Below are 25,675 nucleotides of genomic sequence, written 5' to 3'. Positions count from 1 at the left end.
CTCAGGAAAGCAATGGGCGGCAGCTTCGCCCGATCCGGTGACCGGGCCTGGCCTTGGGTGGCCCGAGGTCGGCTACGGCGCGCGCGGGACGAGGCGTTGCAGCTGCGTCACGTGCGCGGGGGTGAGCTCCTCGAGCGTCTGCACCTCGAGCAGTTTCATCGTGCGCACGATCTGATCGGAGAGGATAGCGATCATCCGGTCTACGCCCTCGCGGCCACCCGCCATCAGCCCGTACAGGTAGGCGCGGCCGACGAGGGTGAACTTCGCACCAAGCGCGATCGAGGCAACAATGTCTGCCCCATTCATAATGCCCGTGTCGATCGCAATGTCGGTGTGGTGGCCAACCTCCCTTGCGACTTCCGGCAGCAGGTGGAACGGGATCGGCGCGCGGTCGAGCTGACGCCCACCATGGTTCGAGAGAATGATGCCGTCAACGCCGAGATCGACGAGCTTCTTGGAGTCCTCAAGGTTTTGCACCCCCTTCACGACGAGCTTGCCCGGCCACATTGCTCGAATGATGTCGAGGTCCTCAAACGAGATCGAGGGGTCCATCGCCGAGTCGAGCAGTTCCCCGACGGTGCCGCCGGTCGACGACAGCGACGCAAATTCGAGCTTCGGGGTCGTGAGGAAGTCCCACCACCACCAGGGGCGCGGGATCGCATTCGCGATAGTCGCGAGCGACAGCTGCGGCGGAATCGAGAACCCATTGCGCGTGTCGCGCAGTCGGGCTCCTGCAACCGGGGTGTCCACCGTAAACATGAGGGTGTCGAAGCCCGCGGCGGCCGCGCGCTCGACGAGTCCGTATGAGATCTCGCGCTGCCGCATCACGTACAGCTGAAACCAGTTGCGGCCGTGAGGATTGGTCGCCTTGACGTTCTCGATCGAGGTCGTCCCGAGCGTGGATAGCGTGAAGGGAATACCGGCCGCGGCCGCGGCACCCGCCCCCGCGGTTTCCCCCTCCGTCTGCATGAGTCTCGTGAAGCCTGTCGGCGCGATTCCGAATGGCATCGCAGATTCGCCACCGAAGATCTGGGCACGGGTGTCCACCGCTGACACGTCTTTGAGGATCGAAGGGTGAAATTGGATGTCTTCGAACGCCTGGCGCGCTCGCGACAGCGACAGCTCGCCCTCAGCGGAGCCGTCCGTGTAGTCGAACGCCGCCTTGGGCGTGCGGCGCTTCGCGATGCGCTGCAGGTCGTAGATTGTGAGCGCGCCATCGAGACGGCGCTTCTTCGCATTGAGTTCTGGCTTCTTGAACTGCATGAGATCGAGGATCTCAGCGGGGCGAGGGAACTGACGATGCACCATGTTTCGCTGCCTTCCTATCTGCTTCTCGAACCTAGATCTTGCCCTGCGCGCGGAGCTCTCCCCAGCCCGCCCCGTCTGGGAACACCCAGCGATCGCGCGACGCCTCAAGCATTTCGGCCCCCGTGCCAGGCAACTTCGGGGCGACGTAATTGCCGTTGACGACTCGCGCAGGCTCAACAAAGTGTTCGTGCAGGTGGTCAACGAACTCTACGCGCTTCCACCCAATATCGCCCGTGAGCGAGGCATAGTCGAAGAACGAATAGTGCTGCACCAGTTCGCAGAGTCCAACGCCACCGGCGTGCGGGCACACCGGGACCCCGAATTTTCTCGCGAGCAGCAGGATGGCGATGTTCTCATTCACTCCGGCTACGCGGGTGGAGTCGAGCTGCAGCACGTCGATCGCTCCCGCTTGCAGCAACTGCTTAAAGATGATGCGGTTCATCACCGCCTCGCCTGTTGCCACCTTGATGGGGGTGACGCCGCGGCGGATCTCCGCGTGGCCGAGGATGTCGTCGGTACTCGTTGGCTCCTCCACCCAGAACGGGTCGAACTCGGCGAGCGCGTTCGTCCAGTCGATCGCCTCGGCGACCTCCCAGCGCTGGTTCGCGTCAATGGAGATGCGAACGTCTGGGCCAACGGTCTCCCGAGCGAGCCGCATGCGCTTGATGTCGTCTTCGAGTCGCGTTCCAACCTTGAGCTTGATCATGTCGTAACCGGCCTCAACGGCTTCCCTCGACAGCCGCACCAGCTTCTCGTCGGAGTATCCGAGCCACCCGGGCGTCGTCGTGTAGGCCGGGTGCCCGTGCGCCTCGAGCTCCGCTACGCGCGCCGCCTTTCCCGGTTCGCCCGCTCTAAGCAGCTCAAGCGCTTCTTCGGGCGTGAGCGCGTTCGTGATGTGCGTGAAATCGATGGTGCTCACGAGCTCCTCGGGGCTCATCTCGACGAGCAGCCGCCAGAGCGGCTTGCCTTCGCGCTTGGCCCTCACGTCCCATAGCGTGTTGATGACCGCCCCGGCTGCCATGTGGGAGACACCTTTCTCAGGGCCGAGCCAGCGCAGCTGGGAATCGTGCACGAGGCGCCGTGCTGCGTCGCCGAGGTTGGCGACGAGGTCATCGAGTTCGAGCCCAATGAGGCGTTTGCCGTAGCTCTCGATCGCCTTGGCGACGATCTCATTGCCCCTGCCTGCGGTGAAGACGAGGCCGTAGCCGCGCTCTCCGTTGTCTGCTTCGAGGACGGCATATGCGGCGGAGTAGTCGGGGTCAACGTTGACCGCGTCGGAGCCATCGAGATCTAGCGAGGTCGGGAACCGCACGTCGTAACTGCGGACCGAGGTAATGACTGGCATGTATTTCTCTCTTCTCGGCTGTGGCCGGGTGTATCGGGCACCGCGCGGTTACGGACTCGCCGTGAGCACGACCGCGGGCACAGTTCGATCCTATAGGACTACTCGTGATCGTATATTCTTTGGTGAGTGGTTCGCGCCCCGTCCGGATATTCTGGAGGCAGCGCGGATCACCCAGCGCGACTCTTTCCACACCCAGGGGGCAGACACATGGCATCGGCGACCGATTCCGCGAGCACCGACCGTCACTCCGCGCAGTCTGTATACGAACAGATTCGATCGCGCGTCCTCCGCCACGAAATCCCCCCGAGCACCCGAATCAACATCGACGCACTCGCCCGCGAACTGCAGGTCTCCTCAACACCCATCCGCGAGGCGCTCCGGCAACTCCAGGGCGACAAGCTGGTGGTACAGGAGCCGGGCCGCGGCTACCGCACAACGCCAATCCTCGAGGCGGCCGAGCTCAGGGAACTCTACGAGTTTCGGCTCCTCGTCGAACCGTGGGCTGCGAAGATCGCCGCTCAGGATCGACTGCAGAACCCGGGCCACATCCTCGACAAGGAGGTCGCGGCGATCACCAAACTCATCGACGCGAAGTCGGACATCCGCTACGAGCTCATGGACCACGACATCCGGTTCCACGACGCGATCCTCAGCAGCGCCTCGAACGAGGTGCTGCGCTCCGCCTACGCCCAAACGCACTGCCACTTGCACGCATTCCGCCTGCATCCTGGCGAGCGCACGGGCGAGCACACCATCGATGAACACCGACAGATCCTCACGGCGATCCGCAACCACGAACCCGAAGTTGCCGAGAAGGCGATGCGCGACCACCTCGCGGCGGCGTACCTCCGGTTCGAAGCGGGCCGCGGCGAGCAATCCGCGAACGCCGGGCTCCCCGGCTTGCACCCGGAACGCTCGGTGACCGGGGCATCGCTCAGCCTGTAGCGCGGGCGCACCGGGCGCGAAGGGCGCACTGGGAGCACCCGCGCGCTCACGGCGGGCGCGCCTGGGCTAGTCCTGGTGGAACACCTCGGCCATCTCTGCCCACCACTCCCCTTCGGCGCGCCCCTCGAGGGGTCGCTGCAGCGGCTGCTGCAGCGACCACCATCGCTGCGTCTCGGGATCAGCTGCCATCCTCGCCATGTCGGCTTCGTAGTCGTCTCCGACGTATTCGAAGTACGAGAACAGCAGCTCACCGTGCCGATAGATCGAGTAATTCTGGATGTTGCTGAGCGCGATCTGCTCGAGCACGGTCGGCCAGACCGCCGCGTGGTAGCGCTCGTACGCCTCCCAGTGCTGCGGCGGAACCCCGATCACCTGAGCGACCCGTTTCATGTCGTCCCCCTAGCCAACGGGCCGCAGGCGCAGCCCATCCATCCCGCCGTCGATGGCGAGAGCCGTGCCCGTCGTCGATCCAGCGCGTGGACTCGCGAGATAGGCGACCGCCTCAGCGACCTCCGCAGGCTGCACGAGGCGACCGTGCGGCTGCCGCTTTTCGAGGGCGGCCCGCTCAGCAGCCGGGTCGGCTGCAGAATCAAGGAGGCGCTGCACCCAGGGCGTATCCGCCGTCCCCGGGTTCACGCAGTTGACGCGGATCCCCTCACGCAGGTGGTCGGCGGCCATCTGCAGCGTCAGTGAGTAGACGGCGCCCTTCGACGCGCCGTACAGTGCGCGATCCGGAAGCCCGGCGGTCACCGCAATCGAGGCGGTGTTCACGATGGCCGCCGCCGGCGACTGCCGCAGCCAGGGGAGGGCAGCGCGAGAGACCCGAACGAGTCCGAGCACGTTGATATTCAGCACCCGCATCCACTCCTCGTCGTCGTTTGACTCGATGGTGCCCTGTGCGCCAATGCCAGCGTTGTTCACGACGATGTCGATGCGGCCGAAGTGCTCGGCCACCGCGGCGACGCCGGCGTTCACGCTCTCGGTGTCCGCGATGTCGACGCGCCGGGCGAAGCTCCCGGTTGGAGCGTCACCAATATTGATGTCCAAGACGGCAACCTTTGCGCCAGCGTCTGCGAGGCGCGCAACGATGGCTGCGCCGATGCCCGATGCACCGCCGGTGACGATCGCAACGAGGCCCGCGAATTCTTCGGCCATTAGTGCACCTCCGTGTAGGCAACGTACTCCTGGCGTTGCGCGCCAAGACCCTCAATTTCAAGCTCGACGACATCACCAGCGGCGATGTAAGGGAAGCGGCCCGACAGGGCCACCCCCTCAGGGGTTCCCGTGAGCACGAGGTCGCCCGGCTCGAGCACCATGTACTGGCTGAGCTCGTGGACGATGTGCGCGATGCTGAAGATCATGTCGGCGGTGCTCGAGTTCTGCCGCGCTTGCCCGTTCACGGAGCTGCGGAGCCGCACGTTCTGGGCGTCGATGCTGTCACGGGTGACGAGCCACGGCCCGGTGGGTGAGAACCCTGGCGCCGACTTCCCCTTCCCCCACTGCCCGCCAGAAATGTCGATCTGCCAGGTGCGCTCAGAAAGGTCGTTGACGAGCACGAACCCGGCGATGTACTCCTCCGCGTCGGCACGCGACGGGATGTAGCTTGCGCGCTTGCCGATCACGATGCCGAGCTCCACTTCCCAATCCGTTTTCTCGCTGTCCCGCGGAACCACGACGACGTCGTTGGGGCCAGCGATCGTATTGGGCAGCTTGTTGAAGATGACCATGTGCTCGGGAGGGGCGGATCCAGACTCCGCTGCGTGCGCTGCATAGTTCATACCGACGCACACGATCGCGCTCGGCCTAGCGATCGGCGCGCCAATGCGCATCGCTGAGGCCCCGGGGAGTTCCGGCAATTGGCCAGCTTCGAGCAGGCGCTGCACGTCGGCGAGGCCGGTCGCGAGGAAGGCGCCGTCGATTCGCGCGGTGACGCCACGCAGGTCATGGGCCGTGTCGCCGTCGAAAACGACGGGGATCTCTTCGCCAACGGGTCCGAGCTGTGCAAATTTCACTACTGCATTCCTTCGATCACAAGGTGACCACCCCGGCAGGGATCGCGCCGCCCGCTCCGGGCGAGCGCGCACCCGCGCGGACGGTGTCCCTCACACGGAGCTGTCCAACTCTGGCCAGCTAATCCTATAGGACTAGCACCGATCCTATATTTATCGCCGCTCGGATGCGACCCCAGTCGTCACTTTTTCGCGACGACCCCCGCGCCAGCACCCGGCTCGCCGTGCAGCAGGGCGGCGTGATCCCGGACGAGCGCCTCGGCCGCGACCGCCATGGGGTCGAGTACCCTCACCTGACCCGCGACCGCCGCGAGCACCCCGGGCAGCTCAGTGCAGGCCGCAAGCACCACCGTCACGCCGCGCCGCCTGAGGGAGGCAACAACCGGGGCCAGCGCCGCGGCGGCATCGCCGAGCGCCCCAGCCTTGGCGCCCCGGATACCACGCATCACGGCCCGCTGTTCCGCGGGCGTCGGCTCAACGGCAACAACGCCGCGCAACTCGAGCGCGTCCTGGTACACCGCAGACGCGAGGGTGCCGTCTGTGCACAGGATCGCGATGCGCTCACCGGCCGCAGCCAATCGGCCGGCTGCGTCCGCGGTCTCCTCAATCAAACTCAGAAGCGGAACAGGCACGCCCGCCAGCGCCTCATCCAGGAACACGTGCGCCGTATTGCACGCAACAACCAAGCGTTCAGCGCCCGCCGCGACGAGGGTCTCCGCCGCGACCCTGAGCATGGGGACCGGCGTTGGGCCTCCGCCAACGATCGCATCGCTGCGGTCTGGGATGCGCGGATCCGCCCAGATGAGCAGCGGGAGGTGGTCCTGATCGCGTGCGGCCCCGCTCGCCGCAACAACGCTGCGATAGAAGTCAACGGTCGCAAGCGGCCCCATTCCGCCAATTACGCCAATCAGTCCCGTCCTCGCAGTCATGCTCGCGCCCCCTCACGCCCACAAGCAATATATCGGATATCGGATTCCGGTTGCAATATCCAATTTGCGAGTTCCCAGAACGCCCCCACCGTGCAGCGTGCGAACTGAGATACATTGGGGCCACCATGAACGTGCTGCACACCGTCGAGCGCCAACGAATGAGCGACATCGCTTTCGATCGACTCCTCGAGGCCATCATCCGGGAAGATCTCGCGCCAGGCGCACGCATCCGCGACGCAGAGCTCGCCTCCCAGCTCGGCCTCTCTCGAACCCCGGTGCGCGAGGCCGTCAACAGGCTCATCGATCTCGGCCTCGCCGAGTCAAAACCCAGTGCCCACACCCGCGTCGCGACGCTCACTGCCCGGTCGGTCGAGCGCACACTCGAGATCCTGCAGCCCCTTGATCGGCTTGCCGTGGAGCAGGCAGTGCAGCACATCGGCCAGCCCGAACTCACGAAGCTCCGCGCCCTGAACGACAGCTTCGCTGCCGCAATCGACACCGGATCCCCCGCTGCCATCTTGGAAGCCGACGTGGCATTCCACCAGGCGCTCCGCGACTACGCCGACAACCCAGTGCTCGCGCGCATCATGATGCAGCTCGACCCGCACGTGCAGCGGATCCTTTACCGGAAGTTCAGCTCAAGGCACGGCGCGCCGAACACCGTGCATCATCACGTTGCGCTGCTCGAGCTCATCGCCACGGGCGACGCCGTGGGCGCAGCAGAGTCATCAGCAATGCAGTGGGGCGCCCTCGGCGGCCAGGTCGGCGACCTGTTCACCGACTAACGCGTTGGCGCGCACGGCGCGCAGGGCGAAGCCGTCAGTCGACCTGGCGCGAATCCGCGGCGATCTCGGTGTGGTGCTGGATCACCTCTGCGACCACGAAGTTGAACCATTTCTCGGCAAACTCCGGGTCGAGATGGGCATCCTCAGCGAGGCTCCGCAGGCGAGCAATCTGCCGCGTTTCCCGGGCCGGATCAGCCGGAGGCATGTCGTACTGAGCCTTCAGCTGACCCACCTCCTGCGTGCACCGAAAACGCTCGGCGAGCATGTGCACGAGCGCCGCATCGATATTGTCGATGCTCGACCGCAGTCGATTCAGGTTTTCTTCTGGGGTCAGGCTGTGCATCAGCGCACCTCTCAGCTCAGCAGATCGTGCAGCACGACGACCTGCTCGCGCTCTGGGCCAACTCCGACGGCGGAGAACCGCGCGCCACTCATGGCCTCAAGCGCGACGATGTAGTCCTGCGCGTTCTTCGGCAGATCCTCGAACTTGCGGCAGTCCGTGATGTCTTCATCCCAGCCGGGGAACTCCTGGTAGATCGGAGTCGCGTGGTGGAAGTCCGACTGGTTCACCGGCATCTCGTCGTGCCGCACGCCGTTCACGTCGTAGGCGACGCAAACCGGGATGGACTTGATGCCAGAGAGCACGTCGAGCTTGGTGAGCACGAAGTCGGTAACGCCGTTGATGCGCGCCGCGTAGCGTGCCATCGGCGCGTCGTACCAGCCGCAGCGACGTGCGCGCCCGGTGGTCACACCGAACTCACCGCCCTTGGTCTGCAGGAACTCGCCCATCTCGTCGAACAGCTCTGTGGGGAACGGGCCGGAACCGACCCGGGTCGTGTACGCCTTGATGACCGCAATGATGCGGTCGATCTGGTGCGGCGGAACGCCAGAGCCCGTCGATGCACCACCCGAGGTTGCGTTTGAGCTCGTCACGAACGGGTACGTGCCGTGGTCGATGTCGAGCATCGTCGCCTGGCCGGCCTCGTAGAGCACCGTCTTGTCCTCGGCCAGCGCGTTGTGGAGCAGCAGCCCGGTGTCGCACACCATGGGCTCGAGCAGTTCGCGGTACTGCAGGAGGTCATTCACGACCTCATCTGCATCGATCGCGCGGCGGTTGTAGATCTTGACGAGCACCTGGTTCTTGAAGTCGAGAGCAGCCTCGACCTTCTGCCGCAGAATCCCCTCGTCGAAGATGTCCTGGATACGAATCCCGACACGATTGATCTTGTCGGCATATGCAGGGCCGATCCCGCGACCGGTGGTGCCGATCTGGCGCTTCCCCAGGAAGCGCTCGGTGACCTTATCGAGCGTGCGGTGGTACTCGGTGATGACGTGCGCGTTCGCACTCACCTTCAGCTTCGAGACGTCGACGCCGCGCTCCTTGAGCGCATCGAGCTCGAGCTTGAGTACCGCGAGATCCACCACGACACCGTTCGCGATGACGGGGACGACGCCCGGGGTGAGGATGCCAGATGGCAGCAGGTGGAGCGCATATTTCTGGTCGCCAATAACGACCGTGTGGCCGGCGTTATTACCGCCGTTGAACTTCACGACGTAGTCGACACGGCTCCCGAGCAGGTCGGTCGCCCGACCCTTTCCCTCATCGCCCCATTGGGCACCGGTGATCAGTACAGCGGGCATCTCAGCCCCTTCCTTCGCACTAGGCAGATACCGAGCTAGTCTAGCGGAGCGTCGGTACCCGCGCCCTGGCGGCACACAACTGCGCCCGGCAACACCGTGAGATGTCGCCGGGCGCAGTCTAAGAATTGCTTATGCTTCAGCGAAGTGTGAGAACAGGAACCAGCGGTCCTTGTCGAGCTGCTGAGCCACGGCGATCGCGATGTCCTGGCTGACCGGATCAACGTTCTCGAGCCCCTCGATTGCCCGGTACAGGGTCTCGAGCGTTGCATCGAGCTGGGCGACCATCTCACGGACGGTGACCTTCGCCTGCTGGAACCCCGGGCTGAGCTCAGGGTTCGAGGCGCGCGCCGCGACGGTGGTAATGCGGGAATCAATCGGCAGGCCAAGGGCCACGATCCGCTCCGCTACCGTGTCCGCGCCGTTCTGCGCGTTCTCCACAATCACGTCGAGGAACTCGTGGATGCTCACGAAGTTCATACCACGGACGTGCCAGTGCGCCTGCTTCGCATTCACGTGGAGTGCGACGAGGTCGTGGACGACCGGGCTCAAGTACTGTGCGACCCCGCTCGGGCGATTCATGTCCCCCTGCGCGGCCGGGATACGGGCTTCTTGCATAGTCATACTGGCTTCCCTCTCTCTCGGGAGCGCCCGTACGTGCTGGGCACTCGGTACACCTCAGCGTACGCGGTACACCTGAACGCCGCATGAAGTAATCGCCGCGCAGTGGACGGCCTGGCTAAGCTGAGAGGAGTCAGTACACGGATAGCCTGCCGCTTGGGGAACACTTGTCAACACGTCGCATCGTCATCGGAGGGGCCTCGGGATTCCTCGGCTCACGCCTCAGGAACGAGCTCGAAGCCGACGGCTGGCACGTAGCAACAATCGGCCGCGGCAACGCCGACGCCACGTGGGAGGACGCTGCAGCAATCCGCCATTTGATCGACGGCTCCGACGCCGTCATCGGCCTCGCAGGCAAGAGCGTCGACTGCCGCTACACCGACAAGAACCGGAACGAAATCCTGCGATCCAGGGTCGACACAACTCGCGCGATAGCGGCAGCAATCGCCGCGAGTGACGCGCCGCCCGCTGTGTGGATCAACGCAAGCACCGCCACGATCTACCGGCACGCGATGGACCACCCCCAAACCGAAAGCTCTGGGGAGCTCGGAACCGGATTCTCCGTCGATGTTGCCCGCAACTGGGAGCGAGAGTTCCTCTCCCCGGAGCTGCCCGACACTCGGCGCGTCGCCCTTCGGATCGCCATCGCCCTCGGCGACGGCCCAGCAACCAACATGCTCCTTCGTCTTGCGCGGCTCGGCCTTGGCGGTCCGCAGCACGACGGGCCATGGTTCCCTCACCGGCGCTACCGGGGAATTGGCCCGGACCCAACGCCTGCGAAATCACCTGGGTGGCACCGAACCCGCGGCAGGCAACGCTTCAGTTGGGTGCACATCGACGACGTCGTCGGAGCCGTGCGGTTCGCCCTCGCAACTGATTCGCTCTCCGGGCCAGTAAATGTTGCTTCCCCCGGCGCGAGCGACAACGTGACGATGATGGGGGCGATGCGCCGAACCGTCGGAGCCCGATTCGGCCTTCCAGCATTCCGCTGGATGCTCGAGCCTGCCACCTGGGCGCTGCGGACGGAGTCCGAGATGGTGCTCAAGAGCCGCTGGGTAGCTTCGGAGAAGCTCCTCGCAGCCGGCTACGAATTCCAGTGGCCCGAGCTCGAACCCGCACTGCGTTCCGTACACGCCAGCCGCGCCGCGCGCCGCGGGATCGGCGTCGGCCGCGCGAAGGGCTAAAGCGTTTCGGCAGAGCATTCGGAGTACGGTGGAGCTGTGCAGCCCCGTCGGAAGTTCCCCACCACACGCTCGGCAACCACCAGCGCACGCTACGCGAAGCGGCGGAAGAATCGTCTCGCGCGCGTCGACAACGACCTCACCGATGCCGAATGGTTGCGCCTGCTCGACGCATGGGGCGGCTGCGCCTACTGTCAGGGCGAGGGCGCTGCGCTGCAGCGCGACTGCGTGCAGCCCGTTTCTCGCGGCGGGCGCTACACACTGGGAAACGTTGTCCCCGCCTGCGCGTCGTGCAACGCAAGCAAACACAACACCGAGGTCACCGGATGGCTCCGACGCAAGAAGCTCGACGAGCGAGCATTCCTGCTGCGGCACGCTACGATCCTGCAAGCGCTCATGCCCGATCCCGAGCAGTGACGCCTAAGCGTGTGAGGCAGTGAACTCCGCGAGCTCCGCGGGCGTCGGGTACGAGGCCTGCGCGCCAGCCCTGGTGGCTGCGAAGCTCCCGACAGTCGCCGCGTAGGCGGCAGCAACGGCAAGCTGATCCCCCGCGGCGAGGCGAAGCGCGAGCGCGCCCATGAACGCGTCGCCGCAGCCCGTCGTGTCGACCGCGGTGACCCGCGGCGCCGGCACAACAACCGCGTCGGAGCCGTCGCGGGTCGCCCCGTCAAACACGATGCTCCCGGCGGCGCCAGCGGTGACCACGGCGCGCGGGATCCCACGCTCGGTGAGCGCCGCACGCGTGTGCTTGCCGCCCTCGCTGAGCACCTGCTCTGCGGTGAGCTCAAGCAGGTCAGCGGCCTCGTGCTCGTTGATGAGCAGGATGTTTGTGAGGCTGAGGAGCTCGTCTGGCACAGGCCCGTATGGCGAGAGGTTGAGCAGCACCCTGGCACCGGCTGCGCGGGCGCGGCTTGCGGCCTCAAGCACCACCTCCATGCTGACCTCAAGGCTCAGGCAGAGGATCGCGGCCCGGTCGAAGAGCTCAGCGGCAGCGTCGAGCTCGGCGATACCCAGGCGGCCATTGGCCCCGGGCGAGACGATGATGGTGTTCTCGCCTGCGCCGTCAACGGTGATGACGGCGGTGCCTGTCGCGACACCCTCGAGCGACGCGACATGGGCGGTCTCAACCCCGGATTCCGCCACCGAGTCACGGAGCAACTGTCCGTTGGCGTCCGCACCGAGCGCCCCCACCATCGCAACGTTGCCGCCAAGCCGCCCAGCGGTAACCGCCTGATTTGCGCCCTTCCCGCCGGGAATGACGCGGAGCTCGGAGCCGGTGAGCGTCTCCCCCGGCTGCGGAAAACGTGCGGTCTGCACCACAAGATCCGCGTTCAGCGAACCAACCACAAGGATGAGGCCGTCGGTCATGGTGAGGTCCTTTCGCGCCCGCCCTCAGGGTGCGGGCAATGTTACACAGGTGGGTCCCCGCGCGGCCGCAGCCGCTCGGGGACACGAACCTAGAATACGTTGATCGGCGTTACTTTACGGTCGCGCGGGCGGCCGGAGCAGCCGGGGCAGTGACCTCGGCGTCCTTCGGCGCCGGGATGAGGAAACTCATCGCGAAGCCGAGGATCGAGATCGCGGCACCCGCGAGCATGCCCGCGCTGTACCCGGTCGTCGACGTTGGGTCGTCGGCCGAGGTGAACAGCAGCTGCACGGCGGGCAGGATCGCGAAGCTCACACCGGCACCCAGGTTGAACGCGCCAGCGTTCAGGCCGGGGAGGAAGCCGGGGTTGTCCTTCGGCGAGAGCACGATGCCGAGGCCGTTCAGCATGATGTTGCCGATGCCCGCGTAGGTGATGCCGAGCACGATCGTCGTGACGATGAGCACGGGAAGCGAGTGCACGCCAACGAACGCCATCACGATGGTGCCGATGATCGTGCCGAGCATGCCGACGCGCATGACGTTGAGGTAGCCGAAGCTCGGAGCGAGGCGACCGGCGAACGGGCCAACGATCCACCCGGCAACGGCATACGGCATGAGGAACCAGAGCGACGTGAGATCCGCACCGAGACCGAACCCGGCCTCGGTGTTCTGCGCGATCGACGCGACGAGGCCGTTCACGACAGCGAAGACACCCGTCATCGTGAGGAGCGTCGTGACGAGCAGTGCCCAGCTCGAGCGCTGCTTGAGGTACTTCGGCGGGATCAGTGGAGCAGCAATCTTCGACTCGAGCGCCCAGAATGCCCAGAACGACGCGAGGCCGAGCACGGGCAGCGCCCAGACGATGAACCAGTTGCTCTCGTTGACCGCGCCGAGGAAGTTCAGGAATGTGAGGAACGACCCGATCGACACGACGAGCGGCACGACGCCAAGCCAGTCCATCTTCGTGTCCTTCGACGGGCGGCTCTCTGGTGCCCAGACGAGCACGCACGCGATCGCGACGACCGCGACGATGGTCATCGTCCAGAACACCGAGCGGAAGCCGTGGTTCGCGACGAGCCAGCCGCCGGCGAGCGCGTCGATGCCGGCAATACCGCCGTTGACCGCGGTGATCACGCCCATCATGGTGCCGTAGCGCTTCGGATCCTGGATCTCGTTGCGGAGCATGAGCAGCGTGACGGGCACAACGGGGCCGGTGACGCCCTGGATGATGCGGCCGACGAACAGCATCTCGACGTTTGTTGCGAGCGCAGCGATGACCGTGCCGACAGCCATGATGGCGAGCATGCCAACGAGCACGCGCTTGCGGCCGATGATGTCGGAGAGGCGGGGGAGGAACAGCGAGAAGAGCGCCGCGGCCGTGAAGAACATGGTCTGCGAGAGACCGATCGTCGCGTCGTCGGTGTTCAGCTCCTTCGCCATGGTGACGAGCGCTGGGCTCAGCATCGAGGCGTTGAGCTGGAAAGCGATACACGCTGCGAGCAGCGCGACCATGAGTGAGCCGACGCGAACGGACGACTTCTGAGCGAGGGTGTTCATTTAGAAGTCAACCTCGCCGATGTTCTCGAGGGCCTCGGTGACGAGGTTCCAGAAGCGGGGGGCGTCGAGTTCGGTGGCTGCCCAGGTGGTGCAATCCTCCGGTGCCTCGGCGCGGAAGTCTGCAACGGTCATGCCGAGGGTGAGCGTGCCGGTGAGCTCGATGTCGATCGGCACCTTCACGGTCTTCACGATGGTCGGGTCGATGACGTACGCGACCGCGCAGGGGTCGTGGACGGGCGGGGCGTCGAAGCCCTGGGCATCCTTATATGCGAGCGCGAAGAAGTCGAGCAGTTCGCCGACGAACTTCGCGGGCTTCGTTCCGACCGCGGCGATCTGGGCGGCGACCTCGTCGGTGGCGAGCGCCTGATGCGTGAGGTCGAGGCCGACCATCACGACGGGCCACGACTCGTTGAACACGATGTGCGCGGCCTCTGGGTCGATCTTGATGTTGAACTCTGCGACGGCCGACCAGTTGCCCACGTGGTAGCCGCCGCCCATGAGGACGACCTCCTTCACGCGCTGGGCGATGCGTGGCTCCTTGCGGACCGCCATGGCGATGTTGGTGAGGCCGCCGGTCGGAACGATCGTCACGGTGCCTGGCTCGTGGGCCATGACGGTGTCGATGATGAGGTCGACCGCGTGGCGCGGATCGAGCTCGATCTCCGGCTCGGGAAGCTCGGGGCCGTCGAGGCCCGACTCGCCGTGGATGTCGGGAGCGACCTCGATGTCTCGCACGAGGGGGCGCGCCGCACCGGCAGCGAACGGGACGCCCGTCATGCCAGCGACGCGAGCAACGGACAGCGCGTTGCGCGTCACCTTCGGCAGCGTCTGGTTGCCGACAACGGTGGTCACCGCGAGCAGTTCGATGTCCGGGTTGCCGTGCGCGAGCAGCATGGCAACGGCATCGTCGTGTCCTGGGTCACAGTCGAGAATGATCTTCTTAGTCAATTCCACATCCTTGGGGCCGTTGCTCGCGCGTGCGCGTGCGGGCGGTTGGGTACGTCAAGCGCTTTACGATAACACGCAAAGCGCTTGACGTTGCAACCCTTTGTGCTGAATGCCCGCGGCTAGAATGAGGGAATGTCTCGACCCGAAGCTATCTCGCAGCGGCCGGCCCGCGTGACAGCCGCCGAAGTAGCTGAACGGGCGGGCACATCAACGGCCACCGTCTCGCTCGTGGTGAACGGGAAAACCGCCGGTCGCGTCTCACAGACGAACATCGACCGGGTGCTCGCGGCCGTGCACGAGCTCGGGTACGTGGTCGATCACACCGCGTCGTCCCTCGCGAAGGGCACCTCGAATATCGTCATCCTCGTCGCACCCGACCTCTCGAACCCCTTCTACGGCCGGGTGATCTCGGGCATCAAGGCCGAACTCGGCAACGAGTACCAGCTGCTGCTCTCCGTAACAGGGGAGGGTCGCAACCCGAGCGCCGCCGACGTGCACCGCCTCGTCGCGCTGCGGCCGGCCGGGCTCTTGGTCGAGGCGCCAGACGACGAATTCCTGCGAGACCTGCCAGCCGGGGCCCCGCTCGTACTGCTCGATGCGCCAGGGCGCGAAACCCAGGCCCCTACCGTGAATTTCGACCTGACGGGCGGCATCGGCGCACTCCTCGATCACCTCGCAGCCAAGGGCCACACGCGCATCGGGTACCTCGACAGCCTCACCCGCACCGAAACCTTTGAGCTGCGGCGCACCCTCATCGAGCACGGGGCGGCCAAGCGCGGCATGGAGTTCGTCGCGATTGCCGAGGCCGCGAGCCTCATCGACCCCGATGGTGCCGCGACCGCGTTCGCGAAGCACTGGCCGCGGTGGCGCGATGCAGGTGTCACTGCCCTTGTGTGCGCCACCGATTCCCATGCGTACGGCGTCTTGGGTGCGGCGCGCGAGCTCGGCATCAGTGTCCCTGGCACCCTCGCGGTCACCGGCTTCGATAACCTGCCTGCCTCGGCGATCGTGTCTCCGTCGCTCACAACGGTCGAACTACCGGGCGAGGCGCTCGGGCGGGGGGCCGTGCGGGCGCTGCAGCGCCAACGGGAGGCACCAGCACCCGACGCGGGGACCGACCCACGCTCCACGGTTCCACTCATCGGCGCGCGCCTGATCGTGCGTGATTCGTCGTAGCTGCTCCGGCGCTCAGGCACTCAGATCCTCAGATACTCAGATCCTCAGGCGCTCAGGCGCTCGGCCGGCGGGGCACTCTGAGCCCGCGCCGACGGATTCCCGAAACCTTCGCATCGTTCGAGGTCTATGAGTCTCCAGTGTGCTCATCGAAGGTTCGATCCACCGGGGTGGGGAGCCGGGGCGCGCGTGCGCACCGGCTCCCCGCTGCTACTCCCCGCTGGGTGCCGGGTGCTTGCGTTCGATGCTCGCGCCCTCGACATCGACGTTCGGGAGGATCCGGTCGAGCCACTTCGGCAGCCACCATGCTGATTTCCCGAGCAGGTGCATCACCGCTGGCATGAGCAGCATCCGAACCAAGAACGCGTCGAGCGCAACACCGACGGCGAGGCCAACGCCGAACGACTTGATCATCACCGAGTCGGAGCTGATGAAGCCGCCAAACACGGCGATCATGATGATTGCCGCCGCGATCACCACGCGCCGCCCAGCCCGGAAGCCCTGCGCGACCGCGAGCCGAGCAGGAGCACCGTGCACGTACGCCTCCCGCATCCCCGTCGAGAGGAACAGCTGATAGTCCATCGCGAGCCCGAACAGGATCCCGACGAGGATAATCGGCAGGAAGCTCAGCAGCGGGCCCGGCGTGTGAATGCCAAGCAGCTCACCGAACCATCCCCACTGGAATACCGCCGTCGCGACACCGTAGGTCGCAAACAGCGACAGCACGAAGCCTGCTGTCGCGATCAGCGGAACGAGCAGCGATCGGAAGACCATCATCATGATGAGGAAGGAGAGCCCGACGACCACCAGAAGATAGACCGGAAGCGCGTCCGCGAGCCCCTCCGAGATGTCGATGTTGATCGCTGCCTGGCCGGCAACGCCGAGGTTGATGGTGCCGTCGACCGGCGGCAATTCGCGCAGTTCCCGCACGAGTGCCTCGGTCGATTCGCTGTTTGGCCCCTCGGCGGGGATCACCTGGAACGCCGCCATCCTGTTGTCATCAGAGACCGCGATGGGAGCGACGGCGGTGACGTCGGCGAGTCCGGAGAGCTCACCCGCGACGCGCACCTGCGCTTCGAGGAGGCCGTCGTCGTCGAGCCCCGCGGGGAGGTCCGCCGTAACCAGCACGGTGCCAGTTGCTCCCTCGCCGAACTGCTGCTCGGTGAGGGTGTGCGCGAGGTAGGAAGCGGATCCTGCCGGCTCAGATTCTCCGCCGGGCAGGCCCATGCGCATCGACAGCGAGGGGATCGCGATGATGAGCAGCGCAACAACCACGCCGACAGCCGTCACAACGGCTCGCCACGTTGGCATCGCGCGGATCGGTTTCGCGACCTTGGCGCCCTTCGCCTGAGGATTCGCCTGCGCGGCAGCAACCGTTGCGTCCGCGCCAGCTGAGCGGGACGCGGCGATAGCCGCGCGGCCCTTCTTCCCGAGCACGCGATCGCCCGCGAGGCCAAGCAGCGCCGGGATCGCTGTGATGGTGAGCAGCACGGCGACGAGGATGCTGAACGCGCCAGCCGTGCCCATGAGGCCGAGGAACGGAATCCCGGTGATGTTCAGCGCGAGGAGGGCCACGATGACCGTCGCTCCCGCGAAGACCACTGCGGTGCCAGCCGTTCCGTTCGCAAGCGCGATCGATTCACGAACGGGCATGCCCTCGAGCAGCTGCTTGCGGTGTCGATTGATAATGAACAGCGCGTAGTCGATGCCGACGGCGAGGCCGAGCATCACCCCGAAGATCGGCGTGACCGAAGCCATTTGCACGACCCCGGAGAATGCGAGCGTCGCGAGGGAGCCGATACCGACGCCCGTGATCGCGGTGATCAGCGGGAACGTTGCCGCGAGCCACGATCCGAGCACAATGATGAGCACAACCGCTGCGATGAGTACGCCGATGACCTCGCCAACGCCGAGGATCTTCGGGATGCCCTGAGCGATGTCCGTCGAGAAGCCGAGCTGCAGACCAGCAATCGGGCTCGACTCGAAGTGGTCAATCACGCCGTTCTTTGCGTCCTCGGAGAGGTCAAGGCGCGGTTCGGTGAATGCGACGTTGACGAGCGCGGTGCTGCCGTCCTCCGACACCATGCGGATGCCGTCGGCGTAGCCCATGAGTTCGGCTCCGAGATCGAGCTTGGAGAGGCCCTCCTCGAGTTCCGTCTCCTGCTTCGCGATCTCCGCGAGTGCGTCGTCGATGATCGCCTGCTGCTTGTCCAGCTCCGCCGCCTGCGTGTCGAGCATCTCCTGCTGCGCGTCGAGCTGCTCGGTCGGGAAACCCGCGGCCTCTGCCTGCGCCCTGCCAGCATCGAGCTGCTGCTGACCTGCGGCGAGTTGCGCGCGGCCGGCATCGAGCTGCTCTTGGCCGCTCGCAAGCTGGGCGCGGCCGTCCGCGATCTGCTTGCGCCCGTCCGCGATCTGCGTACGCCCGTCCTCGAGGTCAGCAGCCTGCTCGGCGCGCTGCGTCTCGGTCTCGAAGGGATCCACGACCGCGGCGACATCCTGCAACCCGTCAGCCGAGGCAACGAGCTTGCTGATCTCCGAGCGCTGCTCTTCGGTGAGCGCGCTGCCGTCCTGCGTCGCGTAGACGACGGTGCCTGCGGCTCCGCTGAAATCGGGGAGCTTGTGCTCGAGCTCCTCGATGACTTTGCCCGATGCGGTTCCTGGCACGTCAAAGCTCGAGGTGAGGGTCTTGAACCCGATGAGGAATCCGCCGGCGGACAGGCCAAGGATCACTGCCCACGCGGTGAGTACCGGCCAGGCCCGTCGGGAGGCGAAGAGCCCCAATCGATGTAATAGCTCGGCCATGTGCTTCCCGTTCTTGCGCGCTCGCGCGTCATACGTGCTGGGGACTCGCACCGGGTTCCGGGACGCGAGCGTTGGGCCAACGCTTCCCCGGATTAGCCAACCTTGTTAGAATAAGACGCAACGTCTCGTCTAGACAAATTCCTCGCCAAACACACAGGAGGCTCCCATGTCGCCCACGCACAGCGGGCCGGTGCGCAGCGAGGTAGCCCGGCTGAAAATCCTCGAAGCCACGGCGCAGCGCTTCGCAGAGGTCGGCTTCGAACGGCTCACCATCGAGGGCATCGCAACGGCCGCGGGGGTGGGCAAGCAGACCATCTACCGCTGGTGGAAGTCGAAAAGCGCGATCATCGCCGAGTGCCTCGTCGAGGGAATGCTCCTCAAACAGGCTCATCCGGTTCCCAACCGCGGGCACGTCGCGGAAGACCTCGCCAACTGGCTCGACGACGTATTCGCCACGCTTGGCGACCCCGACAGCGACGGGCTCCTCCGATCCCTCATCGCCGCAGCCGCCGACAACCCCGAGGTCGCAGTTCGCGTGCGCAGCAGCATCAGCGGCGAGGACACGCTCACGGGGAGGCTCACGGCCGGCATCGGCGAGGCGCCAAACCTCACACCGGACGCACCCCTCTACGAAATCGCTGAGGCGCTCGTCGGCACGATCATCCTCCGCGCGCTCGCCCGTGCGCCAATGACTCCCGCCGAGACGCGCAGGCTCGTGGACGCAACGCTCGGCACCCGATCCGGCTAGCTGGTTCCGCACCAACGCAACGGACCCCCGGCGCTCAGGCCGGGGGTCCGTTGTGCTGCGCCTCGCGACTACCGCGCGGCCTCAATCTCCGCGATCGCCGTCGCGTCTGCGCCATTGAGGAACTCGGTCAGGCGCTCGACCTCAGCGGTCTCACCAATCGCAGCAGCGCCGCGTCGGAGCGCGTACAGCGCGCGGAGCACACCACGGTTCGGTTCGTGCGACCACGGAACGGGGCCCGCGCCACGCCAGCCCGACTTGCGCAACGTGTCGAGACCGCGGTGGTACCCGACACGCGCAAACGCGTACGCCTCGATCTCACGGCCCGCCGCGGCAGCCTCGTCTGAGAGCTCAACCCACGCGAGCGGTGACTCTGGGTGCTCACGCACGACCGACTCGGGATCGCGCCCTGCGGCGAGCGCCGTTGCAACCTCCGCTTCAGGTGCGAGGAGCGTGGGTTCTGGGCCGAGAAGGTTTTCGCCGATCATGGCGCAAGTGTAGCGAGCCGAGCTGAAGCGGGTCAGCTCTCCGCGGGCGACGGGAAGCGCACCTCGACCGTGAAGTCCTCAACTCCCCCGCCGTCGGCATCGCAGCCCTCGGGGTCAAGGACCGTGAGCGTGCCACCGTGGGCCTGAGCCACCGAGGCGGCGATCGCGAGGCCAAGGCCGCTGCCGCCGTCAGCGCGGACCCGGCCTCCCGCTCGCACAAACGGCTCGTGGAGCCGCTCTCGTGTCTCGCGGTCGAGCGTCGGTGCGGCATTGGAGACGCGCAGCACCGACGTCCCGGCTTCTCGCGCCCAGCTCAGCCGGATCGGCTCGCCCGACTCGGCGGAGTCGGCGGAGTCGGCAGAGTCGGCAGAGTCGGCAGAGTCGGCGACAGCGTGCCGCGCGGCGTTGCCGAGGAGGTTGTCGAGCAGCCTTCCGAGCATCTCGGGGTTCGCGTTCACGCTGTGTGGCTCGACGGCTGCCTCGACGGTGAGCCCCCTCCGCGCAGCGACCTCGCGTGCCCGCGCCAGCGGCGCTTCGAGCAGGTCGGTGACGTCTTGCGGTTCGTGTTCGCTCCGATCCGCCACCCCGACGCCCATCTGTGAGCGGGTGAGATCGAGCAGCGCCTCCCCCATCGCGATACTGCGCGCGTTGACGTCGCGCAGCTTCACCGCAACCTCCCGGTACTCGGCTGCGCTGGGCTCCGGGCCATCGAGCAGCATGTCGAGCATCGCCTTCTCGGTCGCGAGCGGGGTGCGAAGCTCGTGGGAGGCGTTCGCCGCGAACAGCTGCTGCGCGCGAAAGGCTTGCTCGAGCCGGTCGAGCATGGCGTCGAGCGTGTCCGACAGGTCGGTGAGCTCGTCGCGGGGGCCCTGCAACGCGACCCTGCGGTCAAGCCTGCTTGGCGTGGCGGAACGCGCTGCCGCGTTAATCTCATGCAGTGGAGAGAGCACGCGCCCCGCGAGGATCCACGCGGCGAGCGCGCCGGCCACAACGATCAAGACGAGCGCGACGATAGACGACCACAGCAGCGTGTCAAAGACGTCGTCGACGGTCCGAATCTCTAGCGCAGGAACGGTCTCAGTAAACCCTTCCCTGTCCGTGGCACCCGCGCCCGATGTATCGACGTTGAGCACCGCGGATCCGCCGATATTGTTATCGGTCGTCGCGCTGCTGCTTGCCGCTACGGTCGCACTCGCTGGGATCGCCCACACCGGCCCGTATCGCATGAAGATGTTCAGGCCGGCAACGATGACTCCCCCACCGAGCGCGACGAGCAGGGCCACGCTCAGCGTGATGCGGGCGCGAATGGTGAGCCGAAACCGGCTCGTCTTACGCATCGGTCACCGCCGCCACCGGCGCACCGACACGGTATCCAACGCCAGGTACGGTGTGAATGATGCGAGGCTCGCCGAGCCGCTTGCGCAGCGTGGACATCGTGACGCGGATCGCGTTGGTGAATGGATCCGCGTTCTCGTCCCAGGCGCGCTCGAGCAGTTGTTCGGCGCTGAGGACACCACCGTTCGCCTCAAGGAGCGTTCGCAGTAGCGCGAATTCCTTCCGGCTCAGGTGCACGTAGCGGCCGTCGCGGAACACCTCCCGTCGGAACGGATCGAGGGTGACACCGTGAGCTTCGAGCACCGGGGGCAGCGGCGCGGCGTTGCGGCGGTGCAGGGCTTGGAGGCGCACGATGAGCTCGGGGAAGTCGAAAGGCTTCACGAGGTAATCGTCAGCTCCGAGCGCGAACCCGTCAACTTTTTCGTCGAGCAGCCCCGCTGCGGTGAGCATGAGCACCCTCGTGCCAGGTGCATTGCTGACCACCCAACGGCAGACGTCGTCGCCGTGCATGCCGGGGAGGTCGCGATCGAGCAAGAGCACGTCGTATTCAGTGTGACCGAGAATCTCGACGGCCGCATTACCGTCGAACGCAATATCGGCCGCGATGGACGAGCGCCGCAGCACCGTCTGCACGGCCTCCGCGAGGTGCACCTCGTCCTCAACTATCAACACCCGCACACTGCACGCCCTTACGTTTCACGTTCCGGGCGCACCGAACGCCGAAATCGTATGCACAGTCAAACACGCTGGACATTAAGAAAAGGTCTGTGTTTTTGCAGACTCCCTGCTTAGCGCCCACCCGATGGACTGGGTACCGGTCGCGCCACCTGCGACCCAAGCACACAGAACAGGACATCCTTGATGACGACCACTATGCAGAACAGCACCGCGACCCCGGAACACGCCCCAGGGCGGCGTTCAACATCGCGCAGCCGCCTCGCCCTCCTCACGATCCCAATCGCGGCGCTGCTACTCGCCGGCTGTTCAGCCCCCGGGGCGCAGGAAGAGGAGGACAACGCTAGCGCCGCCTCAACAGAGACCTTGCACTCCTGGTCGGTGAAGTACGCAAAGTGCATGCAAGATGAAGGCATCGCATACCCAGACCCGCCAGCAGAAGAGAACGGCGCAATGGAGGCACTCAATATCGATGAGCTCGGCGGGATGGACGTATTCGAGGCCGCGGACAAGGTCTGCCAGGACAAGATCGGAGCACCACCGGCGCCGAAAGGCCCCGATGGCAAGCCGATGACCGAGGAGAGCATGCGCAAGGAAACGCTCGAACTCACACGCTGCCTCCGCGAACAGGGCGTAGATATCGCTGACCCGGGCGAGGGCGAAGGCCTCACCCTGTCAAGCGAGATCCCTGAGGAAGCCTTCGAGGCCTGCGGCATCAGCGGCGTCCCAACGCCAGCAGGATAGCGCCGTGAAAAAACGCTGGATCGGCGTCGCAGCGGGCGTCGCAGTCTTGGGACTCGTAGCGACCGGCTTCGTGATCCTCACGTCCCCCCAGGACCCCAAACCGCACACCCCACCACCCCGATCCACTGCCGAGGTCGTCCGCGGAGACCTCTCAGAGCAAACGCTCGTGCAGGGCAACCTCGGGTATACGGGAGAGCGCGCCATCTCGGGGGGCGCCGGCACGCTCACATCGGTGGCCCCTCCCGGGTCCGAGCTCAGCGTTGGGGGAGAACTCTTCTCCATCGACAACAGGCCGGTCCTCCTGTTCACTGGCGCGCTCCCACAGTGGCGCGCCTTCGAACTCGGCATGGAGCGCGGCCCAGACGTGCAACAGCTCGAAGCGTCGCTCGCCGCGCTCGGCTACTTCTGGGCAGACCCAGACGACGTCTTCGACGAAAACACCCGCGTGGGCATCAGGCTCTGGCAGGAGGCAATGGGGCGTGAAATCACGGGCGAGATCGGCATGGGCGAGATCCACTTCGCCCCCGGCCCGCTGCGCATCGCCGCGGCGAAGCTCGAACCGGGCGCGCAGACCGCGCCAGGCACAGAGATCGTGCGCGTGACCGAGCTCGGTAAGCACGTCGAGATCAACCTCAAACTTGCCCAGCAGCGGCTCGCAGTGGTTGGCGCTCCCGTCGAGATAGAACTCCCAGGCGGCGCAAAGACCACGGGGAAAATCACCGCAGTGGATCCGCCACGCGAGCCCGAGCAGTCGGAGCAGGGCGGCGACACCACCCCGATAGTCCCCGTAACCGTCGTGCTCGACAACCCAGACGACGCGAAGAGCATCGACCGCGCGACCGTTCGCGTTTCGTTCACGAGCGAGACCCGTGAGGACGTGCTCTCGGTGCCAGTGGGCGCGCTGCTCGCGCTCCCGGGTGGCGGCTACGGAGTCGAGGTTGTCGCACCGGGCGCAACGGGAACCGCCGGCACCAAGCGGGTCGCGGTTGAGACCGGGCTGTTCGCCGGCGGGCTCGTCGAGATCACCGGCGAGGGAATCGACGCCGGAACCACAGTCGTGGTGGCGGAAGCATGATCACGCTCGAAGGGATCACGAAGAGCTTCGGCGCGCCACCAACCGATGTGCTGCGGGGAATCAATTTGCAGGTGCAGGCGGGCGAGTTCCTCGGAATAGTCGGACCGTCAGGCTCGGGAAAATCAACCCTCCTCAACGTCCTTGGCACGCTCGACCGCCCCACGACGGGAAAGGTGATCATCGCGGGGCGCGACGTCTCCGTCCTCAGTGACAACGCGCTCTCGGACGTTCGAGGGCACACCATCGGCTTCGTGTTTCAGCAGTTTCACCTCACCGAGGGTCGATCCGCCCTCGACAACGTCGGGGACGGGCTGCTCTACCGCGGGCACTCCCGGTCAGTCCGGCGACGGGAGGCAGCCGCAGCCCTCGACCGGGTTGGGCTCGGTCACCGGTTGCAGCACCGCCCGCATCAGCTCTCGGGCGGCGAGCGGCAGCGCGTCGCCATCGCGCGCGCCACCGTAGGGAGACCGTCGCTGCTGCTCGCCGACGAGCCGACAGGCAATCTCGATCAGGCCGCCGGCGCCAGCATCATGCGGCTGCTCCACCAGCTCAACAAGGAAGGCACCACCGTCGTCATGATCACACACGATCGCGAGCTCGCCGCGTCGCTTCCCCGCCGCGTTCGCGTCGTCGACGGGCAGCTCATCGAAGACGAGCAGTCGGCGCCCGACGCCGAGAACCCCGCGCTTCAGGGGCCTGCTTTCGTCGCTGCAGCGGCGAGTGGGGAGCCAGCATGAATCTCCTCCAGCGACCAACCGAAGAGCGTTCGCGCCTCCGCGCGGTCGACCTCATTCAGTTGAGCACATCCGGGATCAGGGCTCGCCCCCTGCGCGCTGTGCTTTCCGCGCTCGGCATCGCGATCGGTATCGCAGCGATGGTTGCGGTGCTCGGCATCTCGGCGTCGAGCCAGGCGCAGCTGCAGCAACGGCTGGATGCGCTCGGCACCAACCTCCTCACTGTCGAATCAGGGAAGGACCTGTTTGGTGCCGAGACACCGCTGCCGAAAGACTCCTCCGGGCGCGTGATCCGCGTCGCCGGGGTGCTCGAATCGGCAGGCGTTGGCACCCTCAGCGGCGTACGCGTGTATCGCAGCGACCTCATCCCAAGCGCCGAGACCGGCGGGCTTTCGGTGCGCGCAGTCGATACGGCGCTCGACCGTGTCCTCGCTGCCTCGATCCGCTCCGGCGCGTGGCTGAACGACGCGACAGCCGCGTTCCCCTCGGTCGTTCTCGGCAGCGGTGCTGCCCGGCAGCTGGGCATCGAGCAACCGGGAACGCTGATCTGGCTCGGCGGGCAGCAGTTCTCTGTCGTGGGGATCCTCGACCCTGTTGCGTTGGCGCCCGAGCTCGACACCTCCGCACTCATCGGCAACGCAGTGGCCAAGGAACGCCTCGGCTACGACGGCGCACCGACAAGGCTGTACGTGCGGTCGGGGGAAGACACGCTTCAGAAGACGCGCAAGCTGCTCCCGCAGACGCTCTCTCCTGAAAAGCCAGAGTCCGTGAGCGTTTCACGGCCGTCTGACGCGCTTGCGGCAAAGGGCGCGGCCGACGAGACGTTTACGGGAATGCTCCTCGCCCTGGGATCGCTCGGCCTGCTCGTTGGTGGGATCGGCGTCGCCAACACCATGATCATCTCCGTGATGGAGCGGCGCCGCGAGATCGGACTGCGCAGAGCCATCGGCGCGCGCCGCGCGCACATCAGGCGACAGTTCCTCGGTGAGGCGCTCGTGCTCTCGGCGCTCGGCGGGCTCGCAGGCGCCGGACTGGGGGCGGCAGCTACCGCCGGCTTCGCGGCCTCCGGCGGGCTACCGTTTGCGCTTCCCACCTACGTGCCACTCGCCGCGATCGGTTCGACCCTCATTGTCGGAGCTATCGCCGGGATCGTCCCTGCGTGGCGCGCGGCGCGCGTCTCACCGACCGCGGCACTCAGCGGCTAGGCGGACTCGGCCCGGGATCCGCTCCCAAACCACCCGCCGGCGCCGAAACACCCGCCCTCCCCCAGCG

General features: G+C 66.3%; 26 protein-coding genes. 10 read left to right on the top strand and 16 right to left on the bottom strand.

Annotation, left to right across the window (positions count from 1 at the left end):
* Nucleotides 1-72: 72 nt before the first annotated feature.
* Nucleotides 73-1,308 (bottom strand): alpha-hydroxy acid oxidase, encoded by a 1,236-nt coding sequence (locus SD72_RS14785; protein WP_042545239.1) that lies wholly within the window; start codon nucleotides 1,306-1,308, stop codon nucleotides 73-75.
* 31 nt (nucleotides 1,309-1,339) lie between these two features.
* Complete coding sequence (locus tag SD72_RS14780; RefSeq protein WP_042545238.1) at nucleotides 1,340-2,653, bottom strand: enolase C-terminal domain-like protein; 1,314 nt, start codon at nucleotides 2,651-2,653, stop codon at nucleotides 1,340-1,342.
* A 207-nt stretch (nucleotides 2,654-2,860) separates the two neighbouring features.
* On the opposite strand from SD72_RS14780, the gene SD72_RS14775 reads away from it, so the two are divergent.
* On the top strand, nucleotides 2,861-3,598 hold the full coding sequence (locus SD72_RS14775) for a GntR family transcriptional regulator (RefSeq protein ID WP_042545237.1): 738 nt from the start codon (nucleotides 2,861-2,863) through the stop codon (nucleotides 3,596-3,598).
* 66 nt (nucleotides 3,599-3,664) lie between these two features.
* Here SD72_RS14775 and SD72_RS14770 read toward each other — a convergent pair whose 3' ends face one another.
* The 4 genes from SD72_RS14770 to SD72_RS14755 all read right to left on the bottom strand — a co-directional run bounded on the left by SD72_RS14770 (nucleotide 3,665) and on the right by SD72_RS14755 (nucleotide 6,536).
* The gene (locus SD72_RS14770) at nucleotides 3,665-3,988 is read right to left on the bottom strand and encodes an L-rhamnose mutarotase (protein WP_042545236.1); all 324 of its coding nucleotides are present in this window, start codon (nucleotides 3,986-3,988) and stop codon (nucleotides 3,665-3,667) included.
* Nucleotides 3,989-3,997: 9 nt separating this feature from the next.
* Nucleotides 3,998-4,753: an SDR family NAD(P)-dependent oxidoreductase gene (locus SD72_RS14765; RefSeq protein WP_042545235.1), complete on the bottom strand. Its 756-nt coding sequence runs from the start codon at nucleotides 4,751-4,753 to the stop codon at nucleotides 3,998-4,000.
* Entirely contained in the window at nucleotides 4,753-5,610 is an 858-nt protein-coding gene (locus SD72_RS14760) for a fumarylacetoacetate hydrolase family protein (RefSeq protein WP_042545234.1), read from the bottom strand. Before SD72_RS14760 ends, SD72_RS14765 begins: the two co-directional genes overlap by 1 nt.
* Nucleotides 5,611-5,789: 179 nt before the next feature.
* Nucleotides 5,790-6,536, bottom strand: coding sequence for an aspartate/glutamate racemase family protein (locus SD72_RS14755; RefSeq protein ID WP_042545233.1), 747 nt, complete (start codon nucleotides 6,534-6,536; stop codon nucleotides 5,790-5,792).
* A gap of 125 nt (nucleotides 6,537-6,661) precedes the next feature.
* Between SD72_RS14755 and SD72_RS14750 the strand changes: the two genes are divergently transcribed.
* Nucleotides 6,662-7,321, top strand: coding sequence for a GntR family transcriptional regulator (locus tag SD72_RS14750; protein ID WP_042545232.1), 660 nt, complete (start codon nucleotides 6,662-6,664; stop codon nucleotides 7,319-7,321).
* A gap of 34 nt (nucleotides 7,322-7,355) precedes the next feature.
* Here the strand turns inward: SD72_RS14750 and SD72_RS14745 are convergent, their stop codons facing one another.
* The 3 genes from SD72_RS14745 to SD72_RS14735 all read right to left on the bottom strand — a co-directional run bounded on the left by SD72_RS14745 (nucleotide 7,356) and on the right by SD72_RS14735 (nucleotide 9,583).
* A complete protein-coding gene (locus SD72_RS14745) occupies nucleotides 7,356-7,664 on the bottom strand; it encodes a chorismate mutase (RefSeq protein WP_042545231.1) in 309 nt (102 codons plus the stop codon).
* Between the two features lie 11 nt (nucleotides 7,665-7,675).
* Nucleotides 7,676-8,962, bottom strand: a complete 1,287-nt coding sequence (locus SD72_RS14740; protein WP_042545230.1) for an adenylosuccinate synthase — start codon at nucleotides 8,960-8,962, stop codon at nucleotides 7,676-7,678.
* A 129-nt stretch (nucleotides 8,963-9,091) separates the two neighbouring features.
* Nucleotides 9,092-9,583, bottom strand: a complete 492-nt coding sequence (locus SD72_RS14735) for a Dps family protein (RefSeq protein WP_042545229.1) — start codon at nucleotides 9,581-9,583, stop codon at nucleotides 9,092-9,094.
* A gap of 164 nt (nucleotides 9,584-9,747) precedes the next feature.
* Between SD72_RS14735 and SD72_RS14730 the strand changes: the two genes are divergently transcribed.
* A complete protein-coding gene (locus tag SD72_RS14730; RefSeq protein WP_042545228.1) occupies nucleotides 9,748-10,764 on the top strand; it encodes an epimerase in 1,017 nt (338 codons plus the stop codon).
* Between the two features lie 36 nt (nucleotides 10,765-10,800).
* Nucleotides 10,801-11,178: an HNH endonuclease gene (locus tag SD72_RS14725; protein ID WP_042545227.1), complete on the top strand. Its 378-nt coding sequence runs from the start codon at nucleotides 10,801-10,803 to the stop codon at nucleotides 11,176-11,178.
* A 3-nt stretch (nucleotides 11,179-11,181) separates the two neighbouring features.
* Here SD72_RS14725 and SD72_RS14720 read toward each other — a convergent pair whose 3' ends face one another.
* The 3 genes from SD72_RS14720 to uriH all read right to left on the bottom strand — a co-directional run bounded on the left by SD72_RS14720 (nucleotide 11,182) and on the right by uriH (nucleotide 14,632).
* Nucleotides 11,182-12,129 (bottom strand): ribokinase, encoded by a 948-nt coding sequence (locus SD72_RS14720; protein WP_042545226.1) that lies wholly within the window; start codon nucleotides 12,127-12,129, stop codon nucleotides 11,182-11,184.
* A gap of 109 nt (nucleotides 12,130-12,238) precedes the next feature.
* Nucleotides 12,239-13,684 (bottom strand): uridine transporter UriT, encoded by a 1,446-nt coding sequence (gene uriT, locus SD72_RS14715; RefSeq protein WP_042545225.1) that lies wholly within the window; start codon nucleotides 13,682-13,684, stop codon nucleotides 12,239-12,241.
* A complete protein-coding gene (gene uriH, locus SD72_RS14710; RefSeq protein ID WP_042545224.1) occupies nucleotides 13,685-14,632 on the bottom strand; it encodes a uridine-preferring nucleoside hydrolase UriH in 948 nt (315 codons plus the stop codon).
* 132 nt (nucleotides 14,633-14,764) lie between these two features.
* Here uriH and SD72_RS14705 point away from each other — a divergent pair, with 132 nt between their 5' ends.
* A complete protein-coding gene (locus SD72_RS14705; RefSeq protein WP_042545223.1) occupies nucleotides 14,765-15,808 on the top strand; it encodes a LacI family DNA-binding transcriptional regulator in 1,044 nt (347 codons plus the stop codon).
* Between the two features lie 207 nt (nucleotides 15,809-16,015).
* On the opposite strand, the gene SD72_RS14700 is transcribed toward SD72_RS14705, so the two are convergent.
* Nucleotides 16,016-18,607: an MMPL family transporter gene (locus SD72_RS14700; protein WP_042545222.1), complete on the bottom strand. Its 2,592-nt coding sequence runs from the start codon at nucleotides 18,605-18,607 to the stop codon at nucleotides 16,016-16,018.
* Nucleotides 18,608-18,773: 166 nt separating this feature from the next.
* On the opposite strand from SD72_RS14700, the gene SD72_RS14695 reads away from it, so the two are divergent.
* Nucleotides 18,774-19,355, top strand: coding sequence for a TetR/AcrR family transcriptional regulator (locus tag SD72_RS14695; RefSeq protein ID WP_042545221.1), 582 nt, complete (start codon nucleotides 18,774-18,776; stop codon nucleotides 19,353-19,355).
* Between the two features lie 68 nt (nucleotides 19,356-19,423).
* Here the strand turns inward: SD72_RS14695 and SD72_RS14690 are convergent, their stop codons facing one another.
* The 3 genes from SD72_RS14690 to SD72_RS14680 are packed head-to-tail and all read right to left on the bottom strand — an operon-like array spanning nucleotide 19,424 to nucleotide 21,853.
* Nucleotides 19,424-19,840, bottom strand: a complete 417-nt coding sequence (locus SD72_RS14690) for a DUF3151 domain-containing protein (protein ID WP_042545220.1) — start codon at nucleotides 19,838-19,840, stop codon at nucleotides 19,424-19,426.
* Between the two features lie 32 nt (nucleotides 19,841-19,872).
* On the bottom strand, nucleotides 19,873-21,177 hold the full coding sequence (locus SD72_RS14685) for an ATP-binding protein (RefSeq protein WP_052492741.1): 1,305 nt from the start codon (nucleotides 21,175-21,177) through the stop codon (nucleotides 19,873-19,875).
* Nucleotides 21,170-21,853 carry a response regulator transcription factor gene (locus SD72_RS14680; RefSeq protein WP_042545219.1) on the bottom strand — a complete coding sequence of 228 codons (684 nt, stop codon included), beginning with the start codon at nucleotides 21,851-21,853 and terminating at the stop codon, nucleotides 21,170-21,172. The genes SD72_RS14685 and SD72_RS14680 overlap by 8 nt, the downstream gene beginning before the upstream one ends.
* 183 nt (nucleotides 21,854-22,036) lie before the next feature.
* Between SD72_RS14680 and SD72_RS14675 the strand changes: the two genes are divergently transcribed.
* Genes SD72_RS14675 through SD72_RS14660 form a run of 4 tightly spaced genes read left to right on the top strand, consistent with a single transcriptional unit; the run spans nucleotide 22,037 to nucleotide 25,608 of the window.
* Nucleotides 22,037-22,594 carry a hypothetical protein gene (locus SD72_RS14675; protein WP_042545218.1) on the top strand — a complete coding sequence of 186 codons (558 nt, stop codon included), beginning with the start codon at nucleotides 22,037-22,039 and terminating at the stop codon, nucleotides 22,592-22,594.
* Nucleotides 22,595-22,598: 4 nt separating this feature from the next.
* Nucleotides 22,599-23,669 carry a peptidoglycan-binding protein gene (locus SD72_RS14670; protein WP_052492740.1) on the top strand — a complete coding sequence of 357 codons (1,071 nt, stop codon included), beginning with the start codon at nucleotides 22,599-22,601 and terminating at the stop codon, nucleotides 23,667-23,669.
* The gene (locus tag SD72_RS14665; RefSeq protein WP_042545217.1) at nucleotides 23,666-24,406 is read left to right on the top strand and encodes an ABC transporter ATP-binding protein; all 741 of its coding nucleotides are present in this window, start codon (nucleotides 23,666-23,668) and stop codon (nucleotides 24,404-24,406) included. Before SD72_RS14670 ends, SD72_RS14665 begins: the two co-directional genes overlap by 4 nt.
* Nucleotides 24,403-25,608 (top strand): ABC transporter permease, encoded by a 1,206-nt coding sequence (locus SD72_RS14660; RefSeq protein WP_042545216.1) that lies wholly within the window; start codon nucleotides 24,403-24,405, stop codon nucleotides 25,606-25,608. The genes SD72_RS14665 and SD72_RS14660 overlap by 4 nt, the downstream gene beginning before the upstream one ends.
* Nucleotides 25,609-25,675: the final 67 nt, after the last annotated feature.

The sequence above is a fragment of the Leucobacter komagatae genome (assembly GCF_000834055.1).
Taxonomy (GTDB): domain Bacteria; phylum Actinomycetota; class Actinomycetes; order Actinomycetales; family Microbacteriaceae; genus Leucobacter; species Leucobacter komagatae_A.
The sequence above is the reverse complement of the archived record's forward strand: the minus strand, read 5'-3'. Positions and strand labels throughout refer to the sequence as shown.